The following is a 22,779-nucleotide window of genomic DNA, read 5'->3' on the forward strand; positions in this document are numbered from 1 at the left end:
TGAACGACGGCAACTAGGCTGATGTTTTCAGCGACTTACATATGGAGACTTCGGATGCGCCCCCATTTCGTTCTCAGTGCCGCAATCGTTCTGGGATGGTCGGCCGCAGCCGCCGCGCAGGACCACGGGGCACAGGGTATCGCCAAACCGAATCTGGTGCTTGGCCAAGTGGTTGAAGGCTTACCGAAGGACGAAAAGCAGTCCGTGCGGGTGATGACCGCATCGTTCAAGCCGGGCGACAAGACGCCCTATCATAGCCACCGCTTCCCGGTGACTGTCTACGTGCTCGAAGGCGCCTTCACACTCGAGCTCGAGGGCAAGCCGCCGCTGACGGTGAAGGCCGGTGAGGCACTGGTGGAACCTCCGAACGTTGCGATGACCGGCTACAATCGGACGAACGGCGAGACCAGGGTCGTGGTCTTCTATGTCAGCGCGGTCGACACGCCCTTCCTCGATCCGCTGTCACATTAGGCCGTTTGCCTGAACATCCGCGTGGCGCTACCCTTGCTGGACCGGATGACCAAGCGAGGTTTTGCCGTGCATGCGCTCCTTGTCCTGATATTTGTGCTGCTGAGTGGCACTTCCGCACGCGCGGCCGACGATGTCGCGGCGGCACAGGGCGTGATCCGCGCCCAGGAGCAGGCATTCGTCCGCGATGATTCGGCGGCTGCCTATTCCTACGCCGCGCCAGCGATCCGGGAAATATTCCCCGCACCGGACATCTTCATGTCGATGGTGCAAAACGGCTACGCGCCGGTCTACCGGCACAAGAGTTTTGAGTTCGGCGAGAGCAAGATCGAAGGCAGCCGGATCGCGCAGCGCGTCCACATCGTCGATGCCAATGGCGAAGCCTGGGAGGCGCTCTACACGCTCGAGCAGCAGAGCGATGGCAGCTACAAGATCACCGGCTGCTCGCTGTTGAAGGCGGGACAGGCGGTCTAGGTCGCAAAGCCCGGCCCGGTCCTGACGGAATTCATGCGCGAGCGGATCAGCAGCAGCACGACGATTCCGATATTGAGCGCATTCCATGCCACGCCATTGGCGAACGCCGCGGCGTAGGAGCCAGTGCCGTCGAAGATGACGCCGGAGACCCAACCGCCGAATGACATGCCGAACACCGACGCGAAGATCACGATGCCGACGCGCGTTGCCGCCTCGCTGGCCGGCATCGCCTCGCGCACGATAATGGCGTAGCTCGGCACGATGCCGCCCTGGAACAGGCCGAACATCGCGGAAATCAGATAGAGCGAGGTGAGGCTGTCGAAGAACAGGTAAAACACCAGCGCGAAGCCCTGGGCCACCGATCCGATCAGCAGCGTGGGAATGCCGCCGATCTTGTCGGCGAGATATCCCGAGCCGATCCGGCTGACGATGCCGCAGGCCATCATCAGCGACAGCATCTCCGCCCCTCGCGCCACGCCAAAACCGAGATCGCCGCAATAGGCGACGATGTGGACCTGCGGCATCGCCATGGCAACGCAGCAGGAGATGGAGGCGATCGAGAGCAGGATCGTCAGCGTGTTGGTCGAAAGCTTGAGGTCGATCCGCGGCGGCGCCGCGTTGGCGTGATTGCGGACCTTGTCGTCACCCATCTGCGAACGCAGGACCAGCACAAGTATCGTCATCAGGCTGGCGCAGACGAGGCCGATGCCGATGTGGGTGTAGCGCCAGCCGTAGTTCTGCATGCCGAAGCTCACGATCGGCGGCCAAATAGTGCCGGCGACGTAATTGCCGCTGGCGACGATGGTCACGGCCAGCCCGCGATAGCGCTCGAACCAGTGCGAAGCCTCCGCCATCAGCGGCGCGAAGGTCGCCGAGGTGCCGAGCCCGATCAGGAAGTAGGCGGCGACGAACTGCCAGAGCATGGTCGAGAGCCCGGCCAGCATATTGGCGACGCCGAGGAAGGCGATGCTGATCGCCATCGCCGGCACGATGCCGAAGCGGTCGGTGATCTTGCCGGCGATCACGCCGCCGAGGCCGAACCCGAACATCATGAGGGTGAAGGCCAGCGACACCGCGCCGCGCGTGGCGGCGAACTCGGCCTGCACCACGGGAATCACGACCACGACCGCCCACATGCCGACGGCGCCGATCGATCCGATCAGAAGCGCAATAATGAGCCGCACCCAGGCCTGACGGGAGTCAGGGGTGAAAGAAGCAGGTCGTTGTCCTGGATTCGGCGCGTGCACGCGCGGAACATGTTCGGTGATCGTCCCACGGTCAAGCATTGTGCCGCGATATTGGGCATGCGCGGTGCACTGCGGTAAGAAGTGCTTGGCGAAATCCCGATTTGACATTAATTTGCAATCTGCGTGTGCATCATGGCGCGCGACAGGTATTTCGGACGCATGTTCCTTCGGTTGACGCGATCAGTACGGATGAAGGTGGGATGGCTCGTTGCCCTCGCCTATCTGTTCTGCGTCGTCGCGCCGGCCGCGGCACTTGCCTTGGGCACGGCGGCGCCATGCCTGACCGATGACGCCGTGCTGGGCGATCTTGTGCCGGCGCATCATCAGACAAGCCACAATCACGCGGGCAACGCGGCGCATGATCATGCCAAGGGCCATGGTCATGACCACGCCGCTGCGCAGGATGCGCCCGCACAGCATCATCACGACGGCAAAGGCAAGCCGGGCCCGTGCTGCGGGACGATGTGCATGACGGCGCTGCCGGCCGATCTGCCTGATATCGCAAAGCCGATCCGGCCGATCTCCACTTGCGCCCCGGAGGTCGCCGTTCGCGTGCACAGCGAGGCGCCGCCCCTGCTCTACCGCCCTCCCATCGTCTGACCTGAACATCGTCACGACTTGAGGCGTCGTGCGTCTGCGCGCGCACGCCTGTGGTCCTCAGACAGATCAGGGATGATTCATGCTTACGCTTCTCGGGGCGAGAACCACCGCCGTATTCTCGGCGCGTGGACGGCACTTTCGACTCGGATGGACGCTGCTGGCCGCGGTCGGACTGGCGCTGTCCGGCTGCATGCCGGCCGCCGTGCCGCTCGCCAGCGCCGACCCTGCCAATCCAGCAGCCAGGGTCGCGCCTGTCGGCTATCGCTCGACCATCGCTCCCTACACCAGCCTGCGGCCCGCGACACCGGCACCATGGCGCGAACGCAACGACAGCGTTGCACCGCAGCCCAAGCAACACCCGTAGGAGCGCGCCATGGCACACCATTTTGCGCGCGGCCTGCTGCTGGCTGCGCTCGGCCTCTCCGCACCCGGTCTTGCCGGCTGCGCCGCCTTCTCGCCTGACAGCGGCATGTCCGCGGTCTCGGACCTGACCAGCCAGACTATCCACAAGGACGTGGCTTTCGTCCGGTCGCCTGAGGGCGCGGAGGCGGCCAGCGGAACCGTCCGCCGGCTATTGTCGCGCACGCTGAGCACGGACGCGGCGGTGCAGATCGCGCTGCTCAACAACAAGGGACTTCAAGCCGCCTATAACGAGCTAGCGCTGGCCGAAACTGACCTCGTCGAACAGAGCCTGCCGCCCAATCCGGTGTTCTCGGTTTCGCGCATCAGCGGCAATGGCGCGAGCGAGATCGAACGCCAGGTGGTTGGCGACATCCTGGCGCTGGCAACGCTACCGTTCCGTTCCGACATCGCGCGCGAGCGTTTCCGGCAGGCGCAGTTGCGCGCGGCACTGGCGACGCTCCGGCTCGCCGCCGATGTGCGGCGCGCCCATGTCAGGGCTGTCGCGGCCAACGAGATGGTGGTGCTGCTGACGGACGCGAAATCGACGGCGGAATCGACCGCGCAGCTCGCGGTCAAGCTCGGCGAGACCGGCTCGCTCAACAAGCTCGACCAGGCCCGCGAGCAGGTATTTTACGCCGAGACCACCGCCGATCTCGCCACCGCGCGTCAGGCCGCGACGAGTGGGCGGGAAAGGCTCGCGCGCCTGATGGGGCTGTGGGACGACGGCCTCGACTTCCGTCTGCCCACTCAGCTCCCGCCATTGCCGCGCCGGCCACTGACGCTTCCATCCATCGAAGCCGACGCCGTCGGCCATCGCATCGACTTGCAGATCGCGCGGCTCGAGCTGACCTCGCTGGCCAAAGCGCTCGACCTCACCGAAGCGACGCGCTTCGTGACGCTGCTTGATCTCGCCGGCATTTCCCGCCGGACCCAGGATCCGGACAGCGCGCCGTTCCGCGAACGCGGCTTCGACGTGCAGTTCCAGATCCCGATCTTCGACGGCGGCGAGGTGCGGGTGCGGCAGGCGGCGGAGACCTACAATCTCGCCTTCAATCGCCTGACCGAGCGCGCCGTCAACGTCCGCTCCGAAGCGCGCGATGCCTACCGCACCTACCGATCGACCTATGACATCGCCAGCCACTATCAGCGCGAGATCGTGCCGTTGCGAAAGATCATCACCGAGGAGATGCAGATCCGTTTCTCCAGCATGCAGGTCGATATCTTCGCGCTACTGACCGAAGCGCGGCAGCGTCTGGCATCGCTGCGCCGGGCGATCGATGCGAAGCAAAGCTACTTCCTCGCGCAGTCCGAGTTGCAGACTGTCGTCAATGGCGGCGGCTCGCCCGCCTCCGGCGGCGATAATCCGACCACCATCGCCGCGGCAGCACCTGCCGAGGGCGGCCACTGAGATGGAGGCCAACATGTTTTCCCGCCGAGGATTTTTGGGCACCGCGGCGCTCGTGAGCGCGAGCGCGATTCAAGGCCGGGTCCAGGCCGCGAGCATTCCGGAAGCTCCGCATATGGATAAGGCGGTGATGCAGCCGCCGCTACATCCGGCTAGCGGCCCCGACTACCGCCCGGTCGTCACGCTGAACGGCTGGACCCTTCCGTTCCGCATGAACGGCGACTGGAAGGAATTCCATCTTGTCGCCGAGCCGGTGGTGCGCGAGTTCGCCGAAGGCATGAAGGTGAACCTGTGGGGCTATAACGGCCAGTCGCCGGGCCCGACCATCGAGGCGGTCGAGGGCGACAAGGTCCGCATCTTCGTCACCAACAGACTGCCCGAATACACCACCGTGCACTGGCACGGCATGATCGTGCCGAGCGGCATGGACGGTGTCGGCGGGCTGAACCAGCCGCACATCGAGCCCGGCAAGACCTTCGTCTACGAATTCGAGATGAAGAAGAGCGGAACCTTCATGTACCACCCGCATTCCGACGAGATGGTGCAGATGGCGATGGGCATGATGGGCATGTTCGTCGTGCATCCGCGCGACCCGAATTTCCGTCCCGTCGACCGCGATTTCGTCTTCGTGATGAGCACTTACCTCGTCGAGCCCGGCACGTATCTGCCGAAAGTCAACGAGATGACCGACTTCAACATGTGGACCTGGAATTCGCGGGTGTTTCCCGGCATCGATCCGCTCCCGGTCAGGCTCGGCGACAAGGTGCGCGTGCGCATGGGCAATCTCAGCATGACCAACCATCCGATCCATCTGCACGGCCACAGTTTTGCGGTGACCTGCACCGACGGCGGCTGGATTCCGGAGAGCGCGCAATATCCGGAGACGACCACCGATGTGCCGGTCGGCGCGGTGCGCGTGTTCGACGTCCTCGCCGACAATCCCGGCGACTGGGCGTTCCACTGCCACAAGTCGCATCACACGATGAACTCAATGGGCCACGACATGCGCAATCTGATCGGCGTGTCGCGCAAGGATCTCGCGAAGGCCGTCGGCAAGCTCGCGCCAGACGGCATGGCGATGGGCTCGACCGGCATGGCGATGGGCAACATGGAGATGCCAGCGCCCGACAACACGTTGCCGATGATGACCGGCACCGGGCAGTTCGGCCCGATCGAGATGGGCGGCATGTTCACGGTGATGAAGATCCGCGAGGGAATGGCGCGCGACGATTACCGCGATCCCGGGCCTTACCAGTTCCCGCAAGGCACCGTCGCCTACGAGGTCGCCTCACCGGCGGCAGAACCTGCACGGCAGCCGGAGACGCCGATGCACAAGATGAAGATGTGAAGTTTCGATGAACCACCAACTGGAGACGATAATGAAGAAGACGATCAAACTGGTCCTGGCGCTGGCTGCGCTCTCGATTGCACCCAGCCGCGCGCATGAAAATCACGGCCACGAATCCTTCTCGGCCGGCGAGCCAGGCGATCCCAAAAAGCCTGCGCGCATCATCGAGATCGCGATGAGCGAGATGAACTACGAACCGTCAAGGATCGAGGTCAAACGCGGCGAGCAGATCCGCTTCGTGCTGCGCAACGTCGGCAAGGAGGATCATGAATTCCTGCTCGCCACCACCAAAGAGAATCTCGCACACGCCGAGGTGATGAAGAAGCATCCGCACATGGAGCACGACGAGCCCAACGGGGTGCGACTCGCGCCGAACAAGACGACCGAGGTGCTCTGGAAGTTCAGCAAGGCTGGCACGTTCGAATTTTCCTGCCTGATCCCCGACCACCGCGACTACGGCATGGTCGGCCGCGTCACGGTGAAATAACCAATGGAGAGAACCATGAAACCGATCATCCGCATGACCGCAGCCCTGACACTGGCGCTCGGCCTGACCGCGGGCGCACCCGCGCAAGCCGCGTCCGTCAACGGCGAGGTGAAGAAGATCGACGAGGGCGCGGGAAAGATCACGCTCAAACACGGGCCAGCCAAGAACCTCGGCATGGATGAACCCATGACCATGGTCTACCGGGTCAAGGACCCCGTGGTGCTCAAGCAGGTCAAAGTCGGCGACAAGGTAACCTTCGAGGCCGAGGAGGCGGCGGCGGGGTACACTGTGACGAAGATCGAGAAGGCGAAATAGCGGTCCCCTCCCCGGTGTCATTCCGGGTCGCGCCACTTGCTTGGCGCGAACCCGGAATCCATTTCTCCACACCGCTTGCCGCACGATGGATTCCGGGTTCGCGCGATGCGCGCCCCGGAATGACATCCTTTGGATACCGGAAACCACACCCCTGCACTCTTGCCGCAGCCCCCCGTTAACCCTTTGCTAACCATACACCGGGCAAAAATTGCCCAGTGGAGTCGAGTGTCGTCAGCCGCGTAGAACGGGAGCTCCCGTGGACGCCAGTGCGGTGCCTCACTTTCGAAACGGCGGCCCATCGGCCGCCGCGCAGACGTTTGGGGCGCGCGGGCGACAATCGCGCGGGGAGGCAGCTACCATGGTCGATGTCACCGCGGGACAGGGCGTAGGCGGGGCGAAGCCCGGCCTCCCCACCCTCACCGAGATCGTCAACGTCCTCAAGCGCGGCGACATCGCGCTCGCGCTCGGCATCCTCACCATCCTGGTGGTGCTGATCCTGCCTCTGCCCGCGATCGTGCTGGATCTATTCCTGGCGATCTCGATCACGCTCTCGATCCTGATCCTGATGACGTCGCTGTTCATTCAGGCGCCGCTGGAATTCTCCGCCTTCCCGACCATCCTCCTGATCTCGACCATGCTGCGCCTGTCGCTCAACATGGCCTCGACCCGCCTGATCCTGTCGCACGGGCACGAGGGCACGGATGCCGCCGGTCATGTCATCGAGGCCTTCGGCAGCTTTGTGATGGGCGGCAATTTCGTCATCGGCATCATCGTCTTCGCCATCCTGGTCATCGTCAATTTCGTCGTCATCACCAAGGGTTCGGGTCGTATCGCCGAGGTCGCGGCACGCTTCCACCTCGACGCCATGCCGGGCAAGCAGATGGCGATCGACGCCGACCTCTCCGCCGGCCTGATCGACGAGAAGATCGCCAAGGAGCGGCGCAAGGCGCTGGAAGACGAGAGCGGCTTCTTCGGCGCCATGGACGGTGCCTCCAAGTTCGTCCGCGGCGACGCCATCGCCGGCCTGCTGATCGTCTTCATCAACGTCGTCGGCGGCATGATCATCGGCGTGGCGCAGCAGGGCCTGTCCTTTGCCGATGCCGGCCGCAGCTACACGCTGCTGACCGTCGGCGACGGCCTCGTCACCCAGGTGCCGGCGCTGATCGTCTCGACCGCGGCCGGCCTGCTCGTCTCAAAGGCGGGCGTTTCGGGTGCGGCCGACAAGGCGCTGATGAAGCAGTTCTCCGGCTATCCGCAAGCGCTGGCGATGTCCTCGGCGGTCATGCTGGTATTGGCAGCGCTGCCGGGTATTCCGACCCTCCCCTTCCTCGCGCTCGGCGCGGGCGCCGGCGCGCTGGCCTGGTCGGCGCGCAAGCGCAACCGTGCGACCGCCAAGGCCGACGAAGCCGCCAAGGCCGCACCCGCCGGCACGCCCGGTGCGCCGGGCGCCGCCGCTCAGGAAGAGCCGATCTCGGCAGCGCTCAAGATCGACGACCTCAAGATCGAGCTTGGCTATGCGCTCTTGCCGCTCGTCAACGGTCCCGACGGCACCGACCGCCTCACCGAGCAGATCAAGGCCTTGCGCCGCTCGCTCGCGATCGAGATGGGCTTTGTAATGCCGTCGGTGCGCATCCTCGATAACGTCCAGCTCGAGGCCAACACCTACATCATCAAGATCAAGGAAGTCGACGCCGGTACCGGCAAGATCTGGCCGAACCAGTTCATGGTCATGGATCCCGGCGGCAGCCAGGTGCAGCTGCCCGGCATCCACACCACCGAGCCGACTTTCGGCCTGCCCGCGACCTGGGTGGACGCCAGCCTGAAGGAAGAGGCCTCGCTTAAGGGCTACACGGTGGTCGACGCGGCGACCGTGCTCTCGACCCACCTCACCGAGCTGCTCAAAGGCAACATGTCGGACCTGTTGTCCTATGGCGAGGTGCAGAAGCTGCTCAAGGAGTTGCCGAAGGAGCAGGGAGAGCTGGTCAAGGACATCGTGCCCGGGCAGGTCACGGTCTCCGGCATCCAGCGCGTGCTGCAGCTTCTGCTCGCCGAGCGCATCTCAATCCGCGACCTCTCGACCATTCTCGAAGGCATCGCGGACTCGCTGGCTTTCTCGCGCAATCCGGCGACCATGGTCGAACACGTCCGTGCCCGGCTGGCGCGGCAGATCTGCGCGCAGAACACCTCCTACAGCGGTTATCTCCCGCTGATCGCGCTGTCGGCGCGATGGGAGCAGGCCTTTGCCGAATCCATCACCGGCCAGGGCGAGGAGCGCAGCCTCGCGATGCAGCCGTCGAAACTGTCGGAGTTCATGACCGCGGTGCGCGAGGCGTTCGAGCGCGCGGCCCGCGAAGGCGAGGCGCCGGTACTGGTTACGTCTGCGGCAATTCGTCCGTTCGTGCGTTCGCTCGTCGAGCGGTTCCGTGCCCAGACCACGGTGCTGTCGCAGGCAGAAATCCACCCTAGGGCGAGGTTGAAAACGGTCGGAAGCGTCTGATTTGCCTTAAGAAGCCGTATGTTTTTCGGCCACAGGCAAATGATTTTTGAGTTCCTGGCGCCCTGTGAACCAAAAGCCGATCAGGCACTTTGCATGTACATTACCGCATTGAAATAATTGTAAAATCGCACGATCAGGCGCCGCTTTTGGTCGCGGCAGTTCACGTCCTGTCACGCTCTTGTGACCGCCCCTTGGGAACGAATCCGCCCAATACTAGGTTGTTGGGCACCGGAAGCATGAACCCGCCTGGACTGGCGGGTGACTACTTCGGGTAGATGGCGGCAGGAGGCTTCCATGAACCACTCGATCTACAGCGCGGATCGTTCGACCCACCTGAAGATCGTGGTCGTTGCGCTCGTCGCCGGCATCGCGGTGGCGGGTCTCGGTATCGCCGCGCGCACGAGTTCAGATGAAGGTCTGACCCAGACCGCCCGCGTTATGAAGGCCGGCAAGCCGGTCGCTATCACCAGCTCGAACGTTTCGCTCGTTCGCTAAGGAGATTTGAGTTTCAGGAATTCACGCGGCTCTTTACCAGCCCCCCAAAGTCGCCACGTGGATATGTAGACGACCCCAACCCCAAGTCGACTACAGAAAGCGCCCGCCCCCCACGGGCGCTTTCTCATGTCTGGGGTACCCCATTGCCAGCGCACGCGCTTTAAACTCGTCATTGCGAGGAGCTCTTGCGACGAAGCAATGCAGAATCTTTCCGCGGAGGGATTCTGGATTGCTTCGCTGCGCTCGCAATGACGGAGCAAATGGCACAGCGGTCGTCCTCCAACAAGCACCCCATCAGACTCTACCGCGCCCCATAGGTCGGCGGCGGCGCCTGCACTGTGGGCGCGGCGGCTGCGAAAAGATCATCCTTGCTGCCGGTGAGCGGCGGATAGATGCGCTTGCGGTTGATGATCTCTTTGGTTGCCTTGGCGGCCTGCCCCGTCGTCCGCACCTCCCGGTCCCACCCTTCCGTGTAGAGCGCACCCCAATTGCCAAGATCGAGCACGGTCACGTACCAGTCGATCCGCAGCGGCAGCATTGGCAAGCCCAGGATATCGGCCACCACATTGTGGCCGGCGAAGCGACCCATGGGGCGGGCGAACTGGCAGGACATGACGGTCGGATGCAGCCCGTCGACCACGCTGGAGGCGACGTCACCAGCCGCAAAGACGCCGGGCAGATCCGCAACCCGCATGAAGGGATCGACCAGGAGGCGCCCGAGGCGATCGCGCTCGCCCGCAAAACTCGCCGCGAGCGGACTCGCGCGCATGCCGGCGCACCAGATCACGGTCTGCGCGGCGATGAACTCGCCGGAGTTCAGGCGAATGCCGGCGGCCTCAATCGACACGACGCGGGCGCCAAGCCGCAGCTCCACGTCGAGCGACGACAACGCCGTTTCGATCACGGAGCGCGCGTGCACGCCGATGGTGGCGCCCACTGCGGCGTTGGGATCGACCAGGATAATGCGACGGCTGCCGGTGATACCCGCACGCGCCAGCCTGTCGGGCATCTCGGCCGCAACCTCGATACCGGTAAACCCAGCACCGACCACGACGACCGTCGAACGCCCAGGCGACGGCGCGCTTCGTCCGAGCACTGTGAGATGATCCTCGAGGCGAAGCGCCGCGGCATAGCTATCGACGTCGAAGGCGTGGTCGGAAAGGCCCGGAATTTCGGGGCGCATCACTTCGCTGCCGAGCGCGAACACGAGCCGGTCATAGGCCAGCGTTTCCTCGCCGCTGCTCGTGACCAGCGCGATCTCGCGCCGTGCGGAATCGATGGCCTCGACCTCGCCGATACCATGACTGACGCCGATGGGGTCGAGCAGTTGCGGAAGCGGAATGACGACCTCGCTGAGATCGACCTCGTAATTGCGCACGCGAATATTGTGAAAGGGGTTGCGATCGATGAGGTGAATGTCGATGTCGCCGGCTCTGCCGATCTCGTCGCGCTTGCGCGCGGCGCCGATGGCCGCCCACAGGCCTGCAAATCCGGCGCCGAGCACGACGATACGCGCCATGTCCGTCTACTACGCTTTCCCGAGGGATCGATATGCGATCGAGCGGTCTGCCCGCGCAGACAGATATAGCCTATCCGCTCCGATGGACCAACAGCGCCAGCACCGGCCTCCAAACGAAATCGAAGGCAGCTCAAGCTTCCCGCATCTCCGACGGCGTCGCGCCAAAGCGCTTGCGGAAGGCGCGGTTGAAATAGGACAGATCGGAGAAGCCCGATGAATGCGCGATGTCGCTGATCTTGCGTGCCTTGGCGCGGGGATCGCCGAGCAGCTTTCGCGCCAGCAGCAAGCGCTGCTCCAGCACGAATTCGGTGAAGGTGGTGCCGGCCTGCTCGAACAGGCGCTGCGCCTGCCGCGGGCTCAGGCTTGAGCGCGTCGCGATCTCGGACAGGCAGAGATCGGCGCGGCCAAGCCCGGCCATCACATCGGCCCGCATGAGCTCGAGGCGCGCTGCCGCGTGGCCCCTGCCACGCGCCAGGCTTGCATGCTCGGCGTCGGTGCCAAGCAGGAGGCCGACGAGATCGACCATGTGCTGCGCGGTCAGACGCTGGCCGACGGCGTCGAGATGCGGCGCGTGATTGGCGGCGAGCGCGTGATAGCGAAAGACGGTCTCGGCAACCGCACCGTCGCAGAGCACCTGGGACAGCTTGTCCTCGGCGCGCGGATTGATGTCGAGCAACGCGCGGCGCGGCATGCGGATGGTGGTGAAGCGATCTTCGTCGGTGTGGCCGATGGTGCCCGTGACGCTCATGTCGACCAGCATCATCTGTTCGGGCTCGAGATCGACGGCATGGCCGTTCTGCCGCACGCGGACGAGGCCCGCATGTGCCGAGATCAGCACGAGATCGTCATTGCCGTCGGCCAGGCCGCTCTGCGTACGCGAATATTGCGCGGAGGCACCTTCGGGAACGGCGAGTGCGATGTTGTCGACCACGCTGATCTGGAGGCGGCAATCGATGCTGTCGCCATGGCTCGGTCCGATATCGAGCCCGCAGGGACCACAGGCCCTCTCGCGCCAATGCTCGAATGCCGGGCCGTGCGGCAGCCCTGCGTATTGGTGAATGAAGATGCCTGGCGTCTTCGCTGCATCCATCTGACTTCTCGCCCCTCTCGGGCGCCGCAAAAATCGACGCCGACACTCGATTGCGCGGATTTGACGCTGCGAATCGCGGGGAGGTTCAAATGGAGGGCCGATTTGCTCGGGCTTGTCGAAATGCGACGACGGGATGGACCGTGGCGACAGGAACAGGCTGGGTTCGCGCCGCCAAATTGCTTGTTGAAGCCCCCAATGCCACTCCAGCGTCGTCCTGGACAAGCGTGCAGAGTGAGCGCCGATCCAGGATCCATTACCACCGGCCTGCGTTGCGACGATACGCTGTGGCCGCGTTTTGCTGCAACAACATGCCGTCGGGGTAATGGGTCCTGGCTTTCGCCAGGACGACGGCGGGGCTTTCAGCGAATCCTACTTCTTCGCCGGCGCCTGCGGCTGTGTGGGCGGCACCGTTTCGATCAGCTTACCGGAAAACACCGGCGCCGAGGTCGGCTGGCCGTTGGGCGAGCCGCCCGCCTGCTCGATGGTGACGGCATAGGTTGCGCCGTTGACGACGTCGGCATCATAGGAGCCGAGCACCGGCCGCGCAGTGAAATCGCCGGCACCGATCACGCCGAGCGAACGCGGGCGCGGCAGCTTGTCGGAAATCAGCCAGAGCTCGAAGCTCTTGCCGGGCTCCGGTGTCGCGCCGACCTTGCGCACCGTGAAATTGCGCGTCGCGCCGTCGATGGTGAGGATGAAGGCGGGGCCGCCGCCCTGGCCCTGCAACAGCGCGACATATTGCGCAGACGCAGTGAGCGGCGACGGCGGCGCCTTCACCTCGACCGTCTGGATGCGCGGCGCAGGACGCAAAGGCCCCGGCAGCGCGTCGGGCTGGAAGATCTGCAGTGATAGCGTCACCAGCAGCGCGGCCGCGAGCGCGCCGACGGCGGAGGCAATACGACGCCAGCGCTTCACGCGGCTCTCGAGACGGATCACATTGCCATTGTCAGCGATGGGCGCCGGTGGCGCGCGCGCGACCTCAAGGTCCGGCGCATGGACCTGCGGAATGAATATTGGGACGAGGTCGGGAATGGCATCCGGTTGTGGCGGCTGCGGCTCCGGCTGCGATACCTCTTCCGAAGAAGATTCCTGCGACGGGGTGTCCGCCGAGGACGATTCCGGTACAGGCTGGGGCGGCGGGGCTTCCGGCAGCGCCGGCGGCTCCGCGGCATGGGCCGTCCGCGCGATCTCGGACCTGATATTCTCCCACACGATCGGCCGCGGCTCGATCGTGCCGACCATCTGGTTGAGGACGCCGAACCGGTATTCCCAGGCTCGCACGATCGCGGCGAACTCCTCGTCCACTGCCATCATGGTCGCGACCTGCGCGCGCTCGTCGGCATCAAGTGTGCCGAGCGCATATTCCGCGGCGAGCGCGATATGGTCCTCCGTGTAGGCCATCAGGGTCCCTCACCTCTCCCCGCGGGAGAGGTGGCGTGAGAACGCCGCGCTTGCATAGTCACTCTCATCATCATCTAAAGTCCGAGGCACTCCCGGATATCCAACATGCTGCGCCGGAGCCACGTCTTCACGGTGTTGACGGGCGCGGCGAATTTCTCCGCCAATTGCTCACGGCTCCAGCCGTTGTAATAGGCGAGAAGCACGAGCCTCTGACGGTCCGGCTCGAGCCGGCCGATACATTCCAGGAGCCGCTTCAACTCCTCGGACATTTCTCGCCGCGCCAGCGGATCGGGACTCTCGGCGGCGACCTCCATCGCCTGGGGCTCTTCCTCGATCGAGACTTCCGTCTTCTTGCGCACGACGTCGATAGCCCGGTTGCGCGCGATCGACGCCATCCACGTGATCGGCGATGACAGCGCCGGATTGAACTGGCCGGCGCTGTTCCAGATCTTGACGTAGGTCTCCTGAATGACCTCCTCCGCGAGATCCTGTCGGCGTAAGATACGAAGCACGACGCCATAGAGTTTCGCGCGCGTGGCGACGTAGAGCCGCTCGAACGCGGCCTGATCGCCCTTCGCCACCGTCCCAATCAGCCCGACCAGCTCTGCTGGCGTCAGCATTCAGTCCCCCAACGCGCGGCCCCGTCGCTTCCTTCACCTCTCCCCGACGGGGAGAGGTCGATTTGCGCAGCAAATTGGGTGAGGGGGCTCGGGGCGAACGGGAGACCGTAATCCCTCACCCGACACTCCTCGCCGACCTCTCCCAAAGGGAGAAGTGGACACACCTCCGCCGCTGCCACCGCCTTCATCCCCACTACCATAGCGCGCAGCAAAGCCCGCCACCAAGGGGCGGGCGCGTCACGCTGTGGACAGCAAAGACGAAAACCCGGACCTTGCGGGTCCGGGTTTTCAAATTCTCGGCGGCTTGGTCGCTGGCTGCGCTTTAGGCGATGGCCCCCATGCGGGCACGCATCAGGCCGATGCTGTCGAGGTCGGCCTGCTCGCGGGCGCTTTCCTCGGCCCGTTCGCGGGCCTGGTCGCGCTCGTCCAGGAGCTCGACCTTCTTCAATTCCTCGAAGGCCTCGCCGAGCGCGGCCTTGGCTTCCTCGAGCTGGCCCTTCAGCTCGTCGGCCGAGCGGGTCAGGTTCTCGCGGCGCTGGATCGCGGCCTTGGCATAGGTGGGATAGGCAAAATGCGAGGGATCGTTGATCCCGGCGCGGTCCTGCTCGGTCTGGATCTCCCGTTCGAGATCGACCGACATCCGCTGGAAGTCGGCAATCATGGACTCGATCTGGGCGACCCTGCGGCGCTTCTCGTCGACCTGAAACTTCTTCAGGCGAATAAGGGTATCACGTGACTTCATCGACTCGTACTCCCCAGAAGTCCCCTGGCTGCGCGTGGGACAACACCGGTCTCCCCACAGGGCCGATTTGGGCCCAGACCGGCTTGGCTACTCTGTGGAACGGATGATGACGGGACAAAGTTAGCGTTCCGTTTCCAAATTACCGAGGATTTGCGCCAACTGCCGGTAGCCGTCGGCAAGCGAGGCGCTTTCGTCCTTGCGCTGACGCAGGAAGGCCTCCAGCGGCTCGTGCAGGCGGATCGCCTCGTCGACCTCGGGGCTGGAGCCGGCCCGGTAAGCGCCCAGCCGGATCAGCTCCTCCATATCGGCATAGGTCGCCATGACCTGGCGCGCCCGCTGGATGGTCGGCCAGAACTGCGGATCGGCCGATTTCGGCATGGTGCGGGAGACGGATTTGAGGATGTTGATGGCAGGGTAGCGGCCGCGCTCGGCGATCGAGCGCTGCATCACGATATGGCCGTCGAGAATGCCGCGGACGGCGTCCGCGATCGGCTCGTTATGATCGTCACCGTCGACCAGCACTGTGAAGATCGCGGTGATGGCGCCGACGCCGAGGCCAGGGCCAGCGCGCTCCAGAAGCTTCGGCAGCTCGGTGAAGACGGTCGGCGTGTAGCCCTTGGCGGTCGGCGGTTCGCCGGCGGACAGCCCGATCTCGCGCTGCGCCATGGCAAAACGCGTCACCGAGTCCATCAGACAGAGGACGTCCTGATCCTCGTCGCGAAAATATTCGGCGACCGCGAGCGTCAGATATGCGGCCTGCCGCCGCATCAGGGCCGGCTCGTCCGAGGTCGCGACCACAACGACGGAGCGCGCCAGGCCCTCCTCGCCGAGGTCGTCCTGCAAGAATTCCTGCACCTCGCGGCCGCGTTCGCCGATCAGCCCGATCACACTGACATCGGCATCGACGTTGCGCGCGAGCATCGAGAGCAGCACCGACTTGCCGACGCCGGAGCCCGCAAAAATGCCCATGCGCTGGCCGCGACAACAGGTCAGAAAGGTGTTCATCGCACGCACGCCGAGATCGAGCGGGGCGCCGACGCGCTTGCGCGAATGCGCCGGCGGCGGCGCGTTGCGGAACGGCATCGGCGAGGTGCCTTGCGGCAATGCCCCCTTGCCGTCGATCGGCTCGCCCAGCGCATTGACGACGCGGCCGAGCCAGGCCGCACAGGGCCGCACCTGGTTGGCGGCATTGGCGATGACCGCCTTGCAGCCGCGGCGCACGCCGTCGAGCCCGGCAAACGGCATCACCACGGCATTGTTGCCGGAGAAGCCGATCACTTCGCAGGGGATGAAACGGTTGGCGCCGGTCTCGATCACGAGCCGGGCACCGACCGACATCGCGTGAATCGGGCCGGCCACCTCGACCATCAGGCCGCGAACGCCGACCACGCGGCCATAGATGTTGACACCATCGATGTCGCCGATCTGCTCGGCCAGAGCCTTCATAAGAGTGGGGTCTTCATTAAGGCCTTCATCAATTGGAGCTTCATGGCCCAAACCTTAAGTTTCGCCATATTTCTGAACGGCGCTTAACTTCGTGTTTACCCGCATCGTTAATCATTGCGTCACTGTCTTTGTGACTGAGCGCGATTCCCCTTCAGAAAGAAGGCTGAGTCGCGAGAGTCGGTTAGGCCCGTCTCTTAAAGTGGAACTTGAACGGTATCGGGTGACGAAAGCTGCTTCACGCGCAAGACCTTAGGGCGATTCGACAAAAATTGCACCAAGGGGACTTGCGTTCCAGAATCAGAGTTTGTTAACCATCTGTCGTCAGGATCCGAATCAGTTGTTCAAAGGCGTTTTGTTGAGTGCCGCGAATGCGGCCGACCTGACGCCCAGGAGCGGCGACTATGGGGAACTGGCATGCGCGTTTTGCTGATTGAAGATGACAGCGCCGTCGCGCAGTCGATCGAGCTGATGCTGAAGTCTGAGAGCTTCAACGTCTACACGACCGATTTGGGAGAGGAAGGCGTCGATCTCGGTAAATTATACGATTACGACATTATTCTTCTCGACCTCAACCTGCCCGACATGTCCGGTTACGACGTGCTCAAGCAGCTCCGGGTCTCCAAGATCAAGACACCGATCCTGATCCTCTCCGGCCTCGCCGGCATCGAGGACAAGGTTAAGGGTCTCGGCGTCGGCGCCGACGACTACATGACGAAACCCTTCCACAAGGACGAGCTGGTTGCCCGCATCCACGCGATCGTGCGCCGCTCCAAGGGCCATGCCCAGTCGGTCATCCAGACCGGCGACCTCGTCGTCAACCTCGACACCAAGACGGTCGAAGTCGGCGGCCAGCGCGTGCATCTGACCGGCAAGGAATACCAGATGCTGGAGCTGCTCTCGCTCCGCAAGGGTACGACCCTCACCAAGGAAATGTTCCTCAATCATCTCTATGGCGGCATGGATGAGCCGGAGCTGAAGATCATCGACGTCTTCATCTGCAAGCTTCGCAAGAAGCTTGCCAACGCCTCCGAAGGCCGCAACTTCATCGAGACCGTGTGGGGCCGCGGCTACGTGCTGCGCGAGCCGCACGAGCAGGAAGAGCGCATTCCGGCCTGATCAGTTTACGTCGCGAGCCCTTCGGGGCTTGCTCCTCCCAGCCTGGACCCCGCCGCAAATGGCGGGGTTTTGTTTTTTGGGGCTCTTCGCCCTCTCCCGCTTGCGGGAGAGGGCGGGGTGAGGGTGTCTCCGCATCGGGAGAGCCTTCGTGTTGAGAAAGCCCTCACCCGGTGCTTCGCGCCGACCTTTCCCGCAGGCGGGAGAGGTCGCACCGACTGTGCCGATACGGCTTCACCCACCTCTAAGATTTGAACCGCTATCCTCCTCCCGCCGACGAATGGTCGCTGCACGATGGGGGAACGATGATCCTGCAATCACTCGCCGGCCTGCCCGCTTTCCTGGTCTATTTCTGCACCGGGCTGATCGCGATCGTGGCGTATCTGTTCGTCTATACCCGCATCACCCCGCACAACGAGTTCCAACTCATCCGCAACAACGACCCGGCGGCGGCGATTGCGCTCGGCCTCAGCCTGCTCGGCTTCGTGGCCCCGCTGGTCAGCGCGATTGCCCATTCGGCCAATGTGCTGGACTGCCTGATCTGGGCCACGATCGCGCTGATCGTCCAAATCGTCGTGTTCTTTCTCGTCAAGGTGCCGGTGCCGAACCTTTCGGCGCAGATCGCCGCTGGCGAGCTTGCACCGGCGATCTGGCTCGGGCTGTCCTCGCTCGCCGCGGGCCTCCTGAACGCCGCCTGCATGATCTACTGACATGGCAACGAAGCCTCCCAGCAAACAGTTCGGCAAGCGCGGGCCGATGCCTCCGCCGCCAACACCGCGAGAGCCTGTGAAACGCTCCGGCCAGGTTGCGCTGCTGGTGATGGGCACGATCGCGGTCGGCACCACCGCCTACACGCTGATGCCGCGGCAGAGCTGCGAGCCCCCTCCTCCCGCAACGGCGCCGGCGCAGACGAGCACCGCATGCAGCAGCCGCAGTTCTTCGGGTGGCAGCGGCGGCTCGCGATGGTCGTCACGATCGAGTTTCTTCAGCAGCGATTCCTCCGGCCATTCGTCGTCAGGGACATCGTCCGATTCGGGCTCCGGTAGCGTGAGCCGTGGCGGCTTTGGCTCGTTTGGCCACGGCTTCTCCGGCGGCGGCTGAGACATGCGACGCATCGTCTGCCGCGAACGCGACGACTGGCGGCAGACCGCCGAACAATGCGGCTTCGCGTTCCACACCATCGACGGCGAGCGCTATTGGGATGAGCGGGCCTACTACGCCTTCACGCTCGACGAGATCGAGCGCGGAATCGAGACGCCGACCGGCGAGATCGACGCGATGTGCCTGGAGCTCGCCGGCCGCGTCATCGGCGACGAGCGCCACCTGCGGCGATTGAAGATCCCGGAGGTGTTCTGGAACCTGATCGCGGCGAGCTGGGCACGTGACGACCGCAGCCTCTACGGCCGGCTCGACCTGAAGTTCGACGGCAAAGGCCCGGCGAAGCTGCTCGAATACAACGCGGATACGCCGACCTCGATCTTCGAGGCCGCAGTGTTTCAGTGGACCTGGCTGGAGCAGGCCATCGAACGGCGCCTCATTCCGGCGCGCGCCGACCAGTTCAACTCCATCCACGAGCGGTTGATCGAAGCGTGGAGGACGATCGGCGCTGGCCGCCATCTGCATCTCACCGGCACCACAGGCAATGACGAGGACGCCGGCACGCTGGCCTATCTCGAGGACACCGCGCGCCAGGCGGGGCTATCGACCACGCTGCTCGACATCGCGCAGATCGGCTGGCGCGATGAGGCCGGCGGCTTCGTCGATCTCGACGACCGCAACATCGCGCTCGCTTTCAAGCTCTATCCCTGGGAATGGATGTTCCACGACGCCTTTGGCGCAAAGCTCGACCAGGCGCGGACATGCTGGATCGAGCCGCCGTGGAAGGCGGTGCTCTCCAACAAGGGCATCCTGCCGCTGTTATGGGAGATGTTTCCGAACCATCCCAATCTGCTGCCGGCCTTCTTCGAGGACGATCCGCGCGCCGGCGAGCTTGGCAGCTCCTACGTGCGCAAGCCGCTGCTGTCGCGCGAGGGCGCCAATGTCACGTTGGTCTGCGGCGGCGTGCCGCTTGACGCGCACGCAGGCCCTTACGGCACTGAGGGCTTCGTGCACCAGGCGCTCGCGCCGCTGCCGAACTTTTCAGACTTCTATCCGGTGATCGGAAGCTGGCTGGTGAACCATGAGCCGTGCGGCATGTCGATCCGCGAGGACGAGAGCCCCATCACCGGCAACGGCTCGCGCTTCCTGCCGCACGCGATTTTGTGAGATGGACGATGCTCTTCCTTCTCCCCTTGTGGGAGAAGGTGGCAGCGAAGCGCCGGATGAGGGGTTCTATCCACGCGTTTCAATGCGAGAGGTTCAAGCGCGGAGATAACCCCTCACCCGTCTCGTCGCTACGCCATAGCCGATGCGAAGCATCGGCGTTCTAAGGACGGCGGCCGAAGGCCGCCTATGCCACCCTCTCCCACAAGGGAATAGGGAAATAAGAGATCACCGCGCCGCGGCGATCTTCAGCGGCTGCGGCATCAATCCGCCCATCGGGCGTCCGGAGCGAACGGGATTGAGCTGGTAGAGGCCACGGCGGTCCGCGACGGGACGGAAAGCATCGGTGATGCCGACGACGGATTCGGCAGCACCAAGCAGCAGCGTGCCATCGGCCTCCAAACACTTCGCCATGCGCTCGAAGATCACCGCCTTGGTGTCCTGATCGAAATAGATCAGCACGTTGCGGCAGAAGATCACGTCGAACGTGCCGAGATGAGAGAAGTCGTGCAACAGATTGAGCTGGCGGAACTGCACCATCGAGCGAATGTCGGCGTTGAGCTGCCAGATGTCGCCGGACTGCGTAAAGTATTTGACCAAGAACCCGATCGGCAGGCCGCGCTGCACCTCGAACTGGCTGTAGACGCCGGCCTTGGATTTCTCCAGCACTTCCTGCGACAGATCGGTGGCGACGATCTCGATGCGCCAACCGGCGAGAGAAGCGCCCATCTCCTTCAGGCACATCGCGATCGAGTAGGGCTCTTGTCCCGTCGAGGAAGCCGCCGACCAGATGCGAAGCGACTTGCGCGCCGCGTGCGCCTGGATCAGTCCGGGCAGGATGGTCTCGCGCAGATGATCGAACGGGATCTTGTCGCGAAAGAAGAAGGTCTCGTTGGTGGTCATCGCCTCGACCACGCTGCTCGCAAGCCGGCCGTCGCCGTTCCTGATCTTGAGGACGAGATCCGGAATGCCTGAAAGGCTCGCCTTTCGGGCCAGCGGCAAGAGCCGGCTTTCGACCAGATACTGCTTGTCGGCGGAGAGATCGAGACCGGAGCGCTCTTTCAGAAACTTGCGCAGATACTCATAGTCCATGGGCGTCACGAGCGGTCTCCCGCGAACAGGCGAGTGACCTTGGAGCCGATCTGGTTGAGCGGCAGGATCGCCGAACAGATGCCGGCATTGGCGGCGGCGCCCGGCATGCCCCAAACCACGCTGGAGGCTTCGTCCTGGGCGATGACGCTGCCTCCCGCGGCGGCGATGTCCTTGGCGCCGCGCATGCCGTCCGAGCCCATGCCCGTCAGGATCACGGAGAGGATCGCGCCATGCCAGATGTCGATGGCCGAGGTGAAGAGTGGATCGACCGCGGGCTTGCAGAAATTGACGGCGGGACCGTCGTCGAGCGAGATCGCAGCGTCCACGCCGCTGCGCACGACGCGCATGTGCCTGCCGCCCGGCGCCAGATAGATGCGGCCCGGTTTCACCGGTTCGCCGTCGACCGCCTCACTCGACGGCTTGCGACTCGAGCGTGCCAGATGCTCGGCAAGAATGGTGGTGAAGGTCGGCGGCATGTGCTGGGTGATCAGCACCGGAACGCGGTCGATCACCGGACCGAGCTCGGTCACGAGCGACATCAGCGCCTGCGGACCGCCGGTCGAAGAGCCGATCAGCAGGACTTTTGGTGCCTGGGTCGAGAACGGGCGTGTGACCAATGAGAGCGACGACGCAGCATGCGCGGCGGGTGCCGGCGCTGCAGGCCGCGCAACCGGTCCGCGCGCGGCGGGAGCTGGGCTGGCTGGCGCCACCGGCGGGCTTGCGACCGCAGCCTTCCTGCGCAGCCGCGCACCGAGATGGCGGATCTTCTGGATCAGATCGTGGTGGAAGATGTCGGCGGCGGACGCTTCGCGGGTCGATTCCGGCTTCGGAATGTAGTCGGCAGCGCCGAGCGACAGCGCCTTGAAGCTGATCTCCGCGTTGCGGCGGGTCAGCGCCGAAGCCATGATGATGACGAGATCGCGCTTCTTCGCCAGCAGTTGCGGCAGTGCCGAGATGCCGTCGAGCTCGGGCATTTCGATGTCGAGCACGGCGACGTCGGGGTTGATGCGTTCGATCTGGTTGACGGCCTCGAGCCCGGTGCGCAGCGAGGCTGCGACCTCCATGTCGTGCTCGGCGCCGACCCAGCGCGAGATCAGACCGCGAATGACGACGGAGTCGTCGACGATCATCACGCGTAGCGGCCCGGCTTCGCGCGACGGGCTCGTGGCCGAACTTCCTGCGAACGCAACACTCATTACTCACCAACTCAGACTGAAACGGTACAGTTAAAACAAGCGCCGGGGGCTCCGTTCGGCCTTCGGACGGTCGCTCAGATGAGGCCGACTTCCTGGAACTTCGCGGTCACGATGTCCTTGTCGAATGGCTTCATGATGTATTCGTTGGCACCGGCGTGCAGGGCGCGCGCGATGTGCGCGACGTCGTTCTCGGTGGTGCAGAACACGACCTTGGGCTGGTCGCCGCCCGGCATGCGCCGGAGATGGCCGAGGAACTCGTAGCCGTCCATGACCGGCATATTCCAGTCGAGCAGCACCGCGTCGGGCAGGCCGCGCTTGCAGGCCTCCAGCGCCTTCTCACCGTCCTCGGCTTCGAGAATCTGGAAATCGAGGCCCTCCAGGATCCGGCGCGCAACCTTGCGGATGACGCTGGAATCATCAACGACGAGACAAGTTCGCATGTGAACCTCTGCTTCCTCCCCGCTTTTTGCGGGGGCACTTCCAATTGCAAGTCCGGCGGCGGCGATGCCGCCGTATCAGGCCGCCATCATCTCGGGCGCAAGCTCGAGGACGCGATCGAC

General features: G+C 64.3%; 24 protein-coding genes. 14 read left to right on the forward strand and 10 right to left on the reverse strand.

The features are described from left to right. Positions 1-54: 54 nt before the first annotated feature. Together FXV83_RS01860 and FXV83_RS01865 are read left to right on the forward strand one after the other, a co-directional pair. Entirely contained in the window at positions 55-471 is a 417-nt protein-coding gene (locus FXV83_RS01860) for a cupin domain-containing protein (RefSeq protein WP_187435590.1), read from the forward strand. A gap of 45 nt (positions 472-516) precedes the next feature. Further along, on the forward strand, positions 517-942 hold the full coding sequence (locus FXV83_RS01865) for a DUF4864 domain-containing protein (RefSeq protein ID WP_148737248.1): 426 nt from the start codon (positions 517-519) through the stop codon (positions 940-942). Here the strand turns inward: FXV83_RS01865 and FXV83_RS01870 are convergent. After that, on the reverse strand, positions 939-2,126 hold the full coding sequence (locus FXV83_RS01870; RefSeq protein WP_187435591.1) for an MFS transporter: 1,188 nt from the start codon (positions 2,124-2,126) through the stop codon (positions 939-941). The genes FXV83_RS01865 and FXV83_RS01870 overlap by 4 nt on opposite strands. 252 nt (positions 2,127-2,378) lie before the next feature. Here FXV83_RS01870 and FXV83_RS01875 point away from each other — a divergent pair, with 252 nt between their 5' ends. The 8 genes from FXV83_RS01875 to FXV83_RS01910 all read left to right on the forward strand — a co-directional run bounded on the left by FXV83_RS01875 (position 2,379) and on the right by FXV83_RS01910 (position 9,738). Further along, positions 2,379-2,789: a hypothetical protein gene (locus FXV83_RS01875; RefSeq protein WP_347341023.1), complete on the forward strand. Its 411-nt coding sequence runs from the start codon at positions 2,379-2,381 to the stop codon at positions 2,787-2,789. Between the two features lie 79 nt (positions 2,790-2,868). Next, positions 2,869-3,153 (forward strand): hypothetical protein, encoded by a 285-nt coding sequence (locus FXV83_RS01880; protein WP_148737210.1) that lies wholly within the window; start codon positions 2,869-2,871, stop codon positions 3,151-3,153. Positions 3,154-3,162: 9 nt separating this feature from the next. Further along, positions 3,163-4,599 carry a TolC family protein gene (locus FXV83_RS01885; protein ID WP_148737212.1) on the forward strand — a complete coding sequence of 479 codons (1,437 nt, stop codon included), beginning with the start codon at positions 3,163-3,165 and terminating at the stop codon, positions 4,597-4,599. A 13-nt stretch (positions 4,600-4,612) separates the two neighbouring features. Then, positions 4,613-5,944: a multicopper oxidase family protein gene (locus FXV83_RS01890; RefSeq protein ID WP_148737214.1), complete on the forward strand. Its 1,332-nt coding sequence runs from the start codon at positions 4,613-4,615 to the stop codon at positions 5,942-5,944. Between the two features lie 31 nt (positions 5,945-5,975). Next, complete coding sequence (locus FXV83_RS01895) at positions 5,976-6,431, forward strand: cupredoxin domain-containing protein (RefSeq protein WP_148737216.1); 456 nt, start codon at positions 5,976-5,978, stop codon at positions 6,429-6,431. Positions 6,432-6,446: 15 nt separating this feature from the next. After that, positions 6,447-6,746, forward strand: a complete 300-nt coding sequence (locus FXV83_RS01900; RefSeq protein WP_187435592.1) for a copper-binding protein — start codon at positions 6,447-6,449, stop codon at positions 6,744-6,746. A gap of 358 nt (positions 6,747-7,104) precedes the next feature. Then, positions 7,105-9,243 carry a flagellar biosynthesis protein FlhA gene (flhA, locus tag FXV83_RS01905; protein ID WP_187435593.1) on the forward strand — a complete coding sequence of 713 codons (2,139 nt, stop codon included), beginning with the start codon at positions 7,105-7,107 and terminating at the stop codon, positions 9,241-9,243. A gap of 294 nt (positions 9,244-9,537) precedes the next feature. Then, positions 9,538-9,738: a hypothetical protein gene (locus tag FXV83_RS01910; protein WP_148737221.1), complete on the forward strand. Its 201-nt coding sequence runs from the start codon at positions 9,538-9,540 to the stop codon at positions 9,736-9,738. Between the two features lie 301 nt (positions 9,739-10,039). Here FXV83_RS01910 and FXV83_RS01915 read toward each other — a convergent pair whose 3' ends face one another. The 6 genes from FXV83_RS01915 to fliI all read right to left on the reverse strand — a co-directional run bounded on the left by FXV83_RS01915 (position 10,040) and on the right by fliI (position 16,556). Continuing rightward, the gene (locus FXV83_RS01915; protein ID WP_148737223.1) at positions 10,040-11,257 is read right to left on the reverse strand and encodes an NAD(P)/FAD-dependent oxidoreductase; all 1,218 of its coding nucleotides are present in this window, start codon (positions 11,255-11,257) and stop codon (positions 10,040-10,042) included. 130 nt (positions 11,258-11,387) lie between these two features. After that, entirely contained in the window at positions 11,388-12,347 is a 960-nt protein-coding gene (locus FXV83_RS01920) for a helix-turn-helix transcriptional regulator (RefSeq protein ID WP_148737226.1), read from the reverse strand. A 369-nt stretch (positions 12,348-12,716) separates the two neighbouring features. Beyond that, positions 12,717-13,748 (reverse strand): anti-sigma factor, encoded by a 1,032-nt coding sequence (locus FXV83_RS01925; protein ID WP_148737228.1) that lies wholly within the window; start codon positions 13,746-13,748, stop codon positions 12,717-12,719. Positions 13,749-13,822: 74 nt separating this feature from the next. Next, positions 13,823-14,368, reverse strand: a complete 546-nt coding sequence (locus FXV83_RS01930; protein ID WP_148737230.1) for a sigma-70 family RNA polymerase sigma factor — start codon at positions 14,366-14,368, stop codon at positions 13,823-13,825. A 322-nt stretch (positions 14,369-14,690) separates the two neighbouring features. Next, on the reverse strand, positions 14,691-15,110 hold the full coding sequence (fliJ, locus tag FXV83_RS01935) for a flagellar export protein FliJ (protein WP_148737232.1): 420 nt from the start codon (positions 15,108-15,110) through the stop codon (positions 14,691-14,693). A 120-nt stretch (positions 15,111-15,230) separates the two neighbouring features. Beyond that, on the reverse strand, positions 15,231-16,556 hold the full coding sequence (gene fliI / locus FXV83_RS01940) for a flagellar protein export ATPase FliI (RefSeq protein ID WP_148737234.1): 1,326 nt from the start codon (positions 16,554-16,556) through the stop codon (positions 15,231-15,233). A gap of 414 nt (positions 16,557-16,970) precedes the next feature. Here fliI and ctrA point away from each other — a divergent pair, with 414 nt between their 5' ends. The 4 genes from ctrA to FXV83_RS01960 all read left to right on the forward strand — a co-directional run bounded on the left by ctrA (position 16,971) and on the right by FXV83_RS01960 (position 19,934). Then, positions 16,971-17,672, forward strand: a complete 702-nt coding sequence (gene ctrA, locus FXV83_RS01945) for a response regulator transcription factor CtrA (RefSeq protein WP_015688285.1) — start codon at positions 16,971-16,973, stop codon at positions 17,670-17,672. A 302-nt stretch (positions 17,673-17,974) separates the two neighbouring features. Further along, positions 17,975-18,379, forward strand: coding sequence for a DUF350 domain-containing protein (locus FXV83_RS01950; protein WP_148737236.1), 405 nt, complete (start codon positions 17,975-17,977; stop codon positions 18,377-18,379). 1 nt (position 18,380) lies between these two features. After that, on the forward strand, positions 18,381-18,770 hold the full coding sequence (locus FXV83_RS43815; protein WP_148737238.1) for a hypothetical protein: 390 nt from the start codon (positions 18,381-18,383) through the stop codon (positions 18,768-18,770). Between the two features lie 3 nt (positions 18,771-18,773). Next, on the forward strand, positions 18,774-19,934 hold the full coding sequence (locus FXV83_RS01960; protein WP_148737240.1) for a glutathionylspermidine synthase family protein: 1,161 nt from the start codon (positions 18,774-18,776) through the stop codon (positions 19,932-19,934). Positions 19,935-20,159: 225 nt separating this feature from the next. Here the strand turns inward: FXV83_RS01960 and FXV83_RS01965 are convergent, their stop codons facing one another. The 3 genes from FXV83_RS01965 to FXV83_RS01975 all read right to left on the reverse strand — a co-directional run bounded on the left by FXV83_RS01965 (position 20,160) and on the right by FXV83_RS01975 (position 22,659). Continuing rightward, entirely contained in the window at positions 20,160-21,032 is an 873-nt protein-coding gene (locus FXV83_RS01965; RefSeq protein WP_148737242.1) for a CheR family methyltransferase, read from the reverse strand. Next, on the reverse strand, positions 21,029-22,219 hold the full coding sequence (locus FXV83_RS01970; RefSeq protein WP_148737244.1) for a protein-glutamate methylesterase/protein-glutamine glutaminase: 1,191 nt from the start codon (positions 22,217-22,219) through the stop codon (positions 21,029-21,031). The genes FXV83_RS01965 and FXV83_RS01970 overlap by 4 nt, the downstream gene beginning before the upstream one ends. Before the next feature lie 74 nt (positions 22,220-22,293). Beyond that, on the reverse strand, positions 22,294-22,659 hold the full coding sequence (locus tag FXV83_RS01975) for a response regulator (protein ID WP_007600538.1): 366 nt from the start codon (positions 22,657-22,659) through the stop codon (positions 22,294-22,296). Positions 22,660-22,779 lie beyond the last annotated feature (120 nt).

Origin of the sequence: Bradyrhizobium hipponense (assembly GCF_008123965.1) — a bacterium.
In the GTDB taxonomy this organism is placed as follows: domain Bacteria; phylum Pseudomonadota; class Alphaproteobacteria; order Rhizobiales; family Xanthobacteraceae; genus Bradyrhizobium; species Bradyrhizobium hipponense.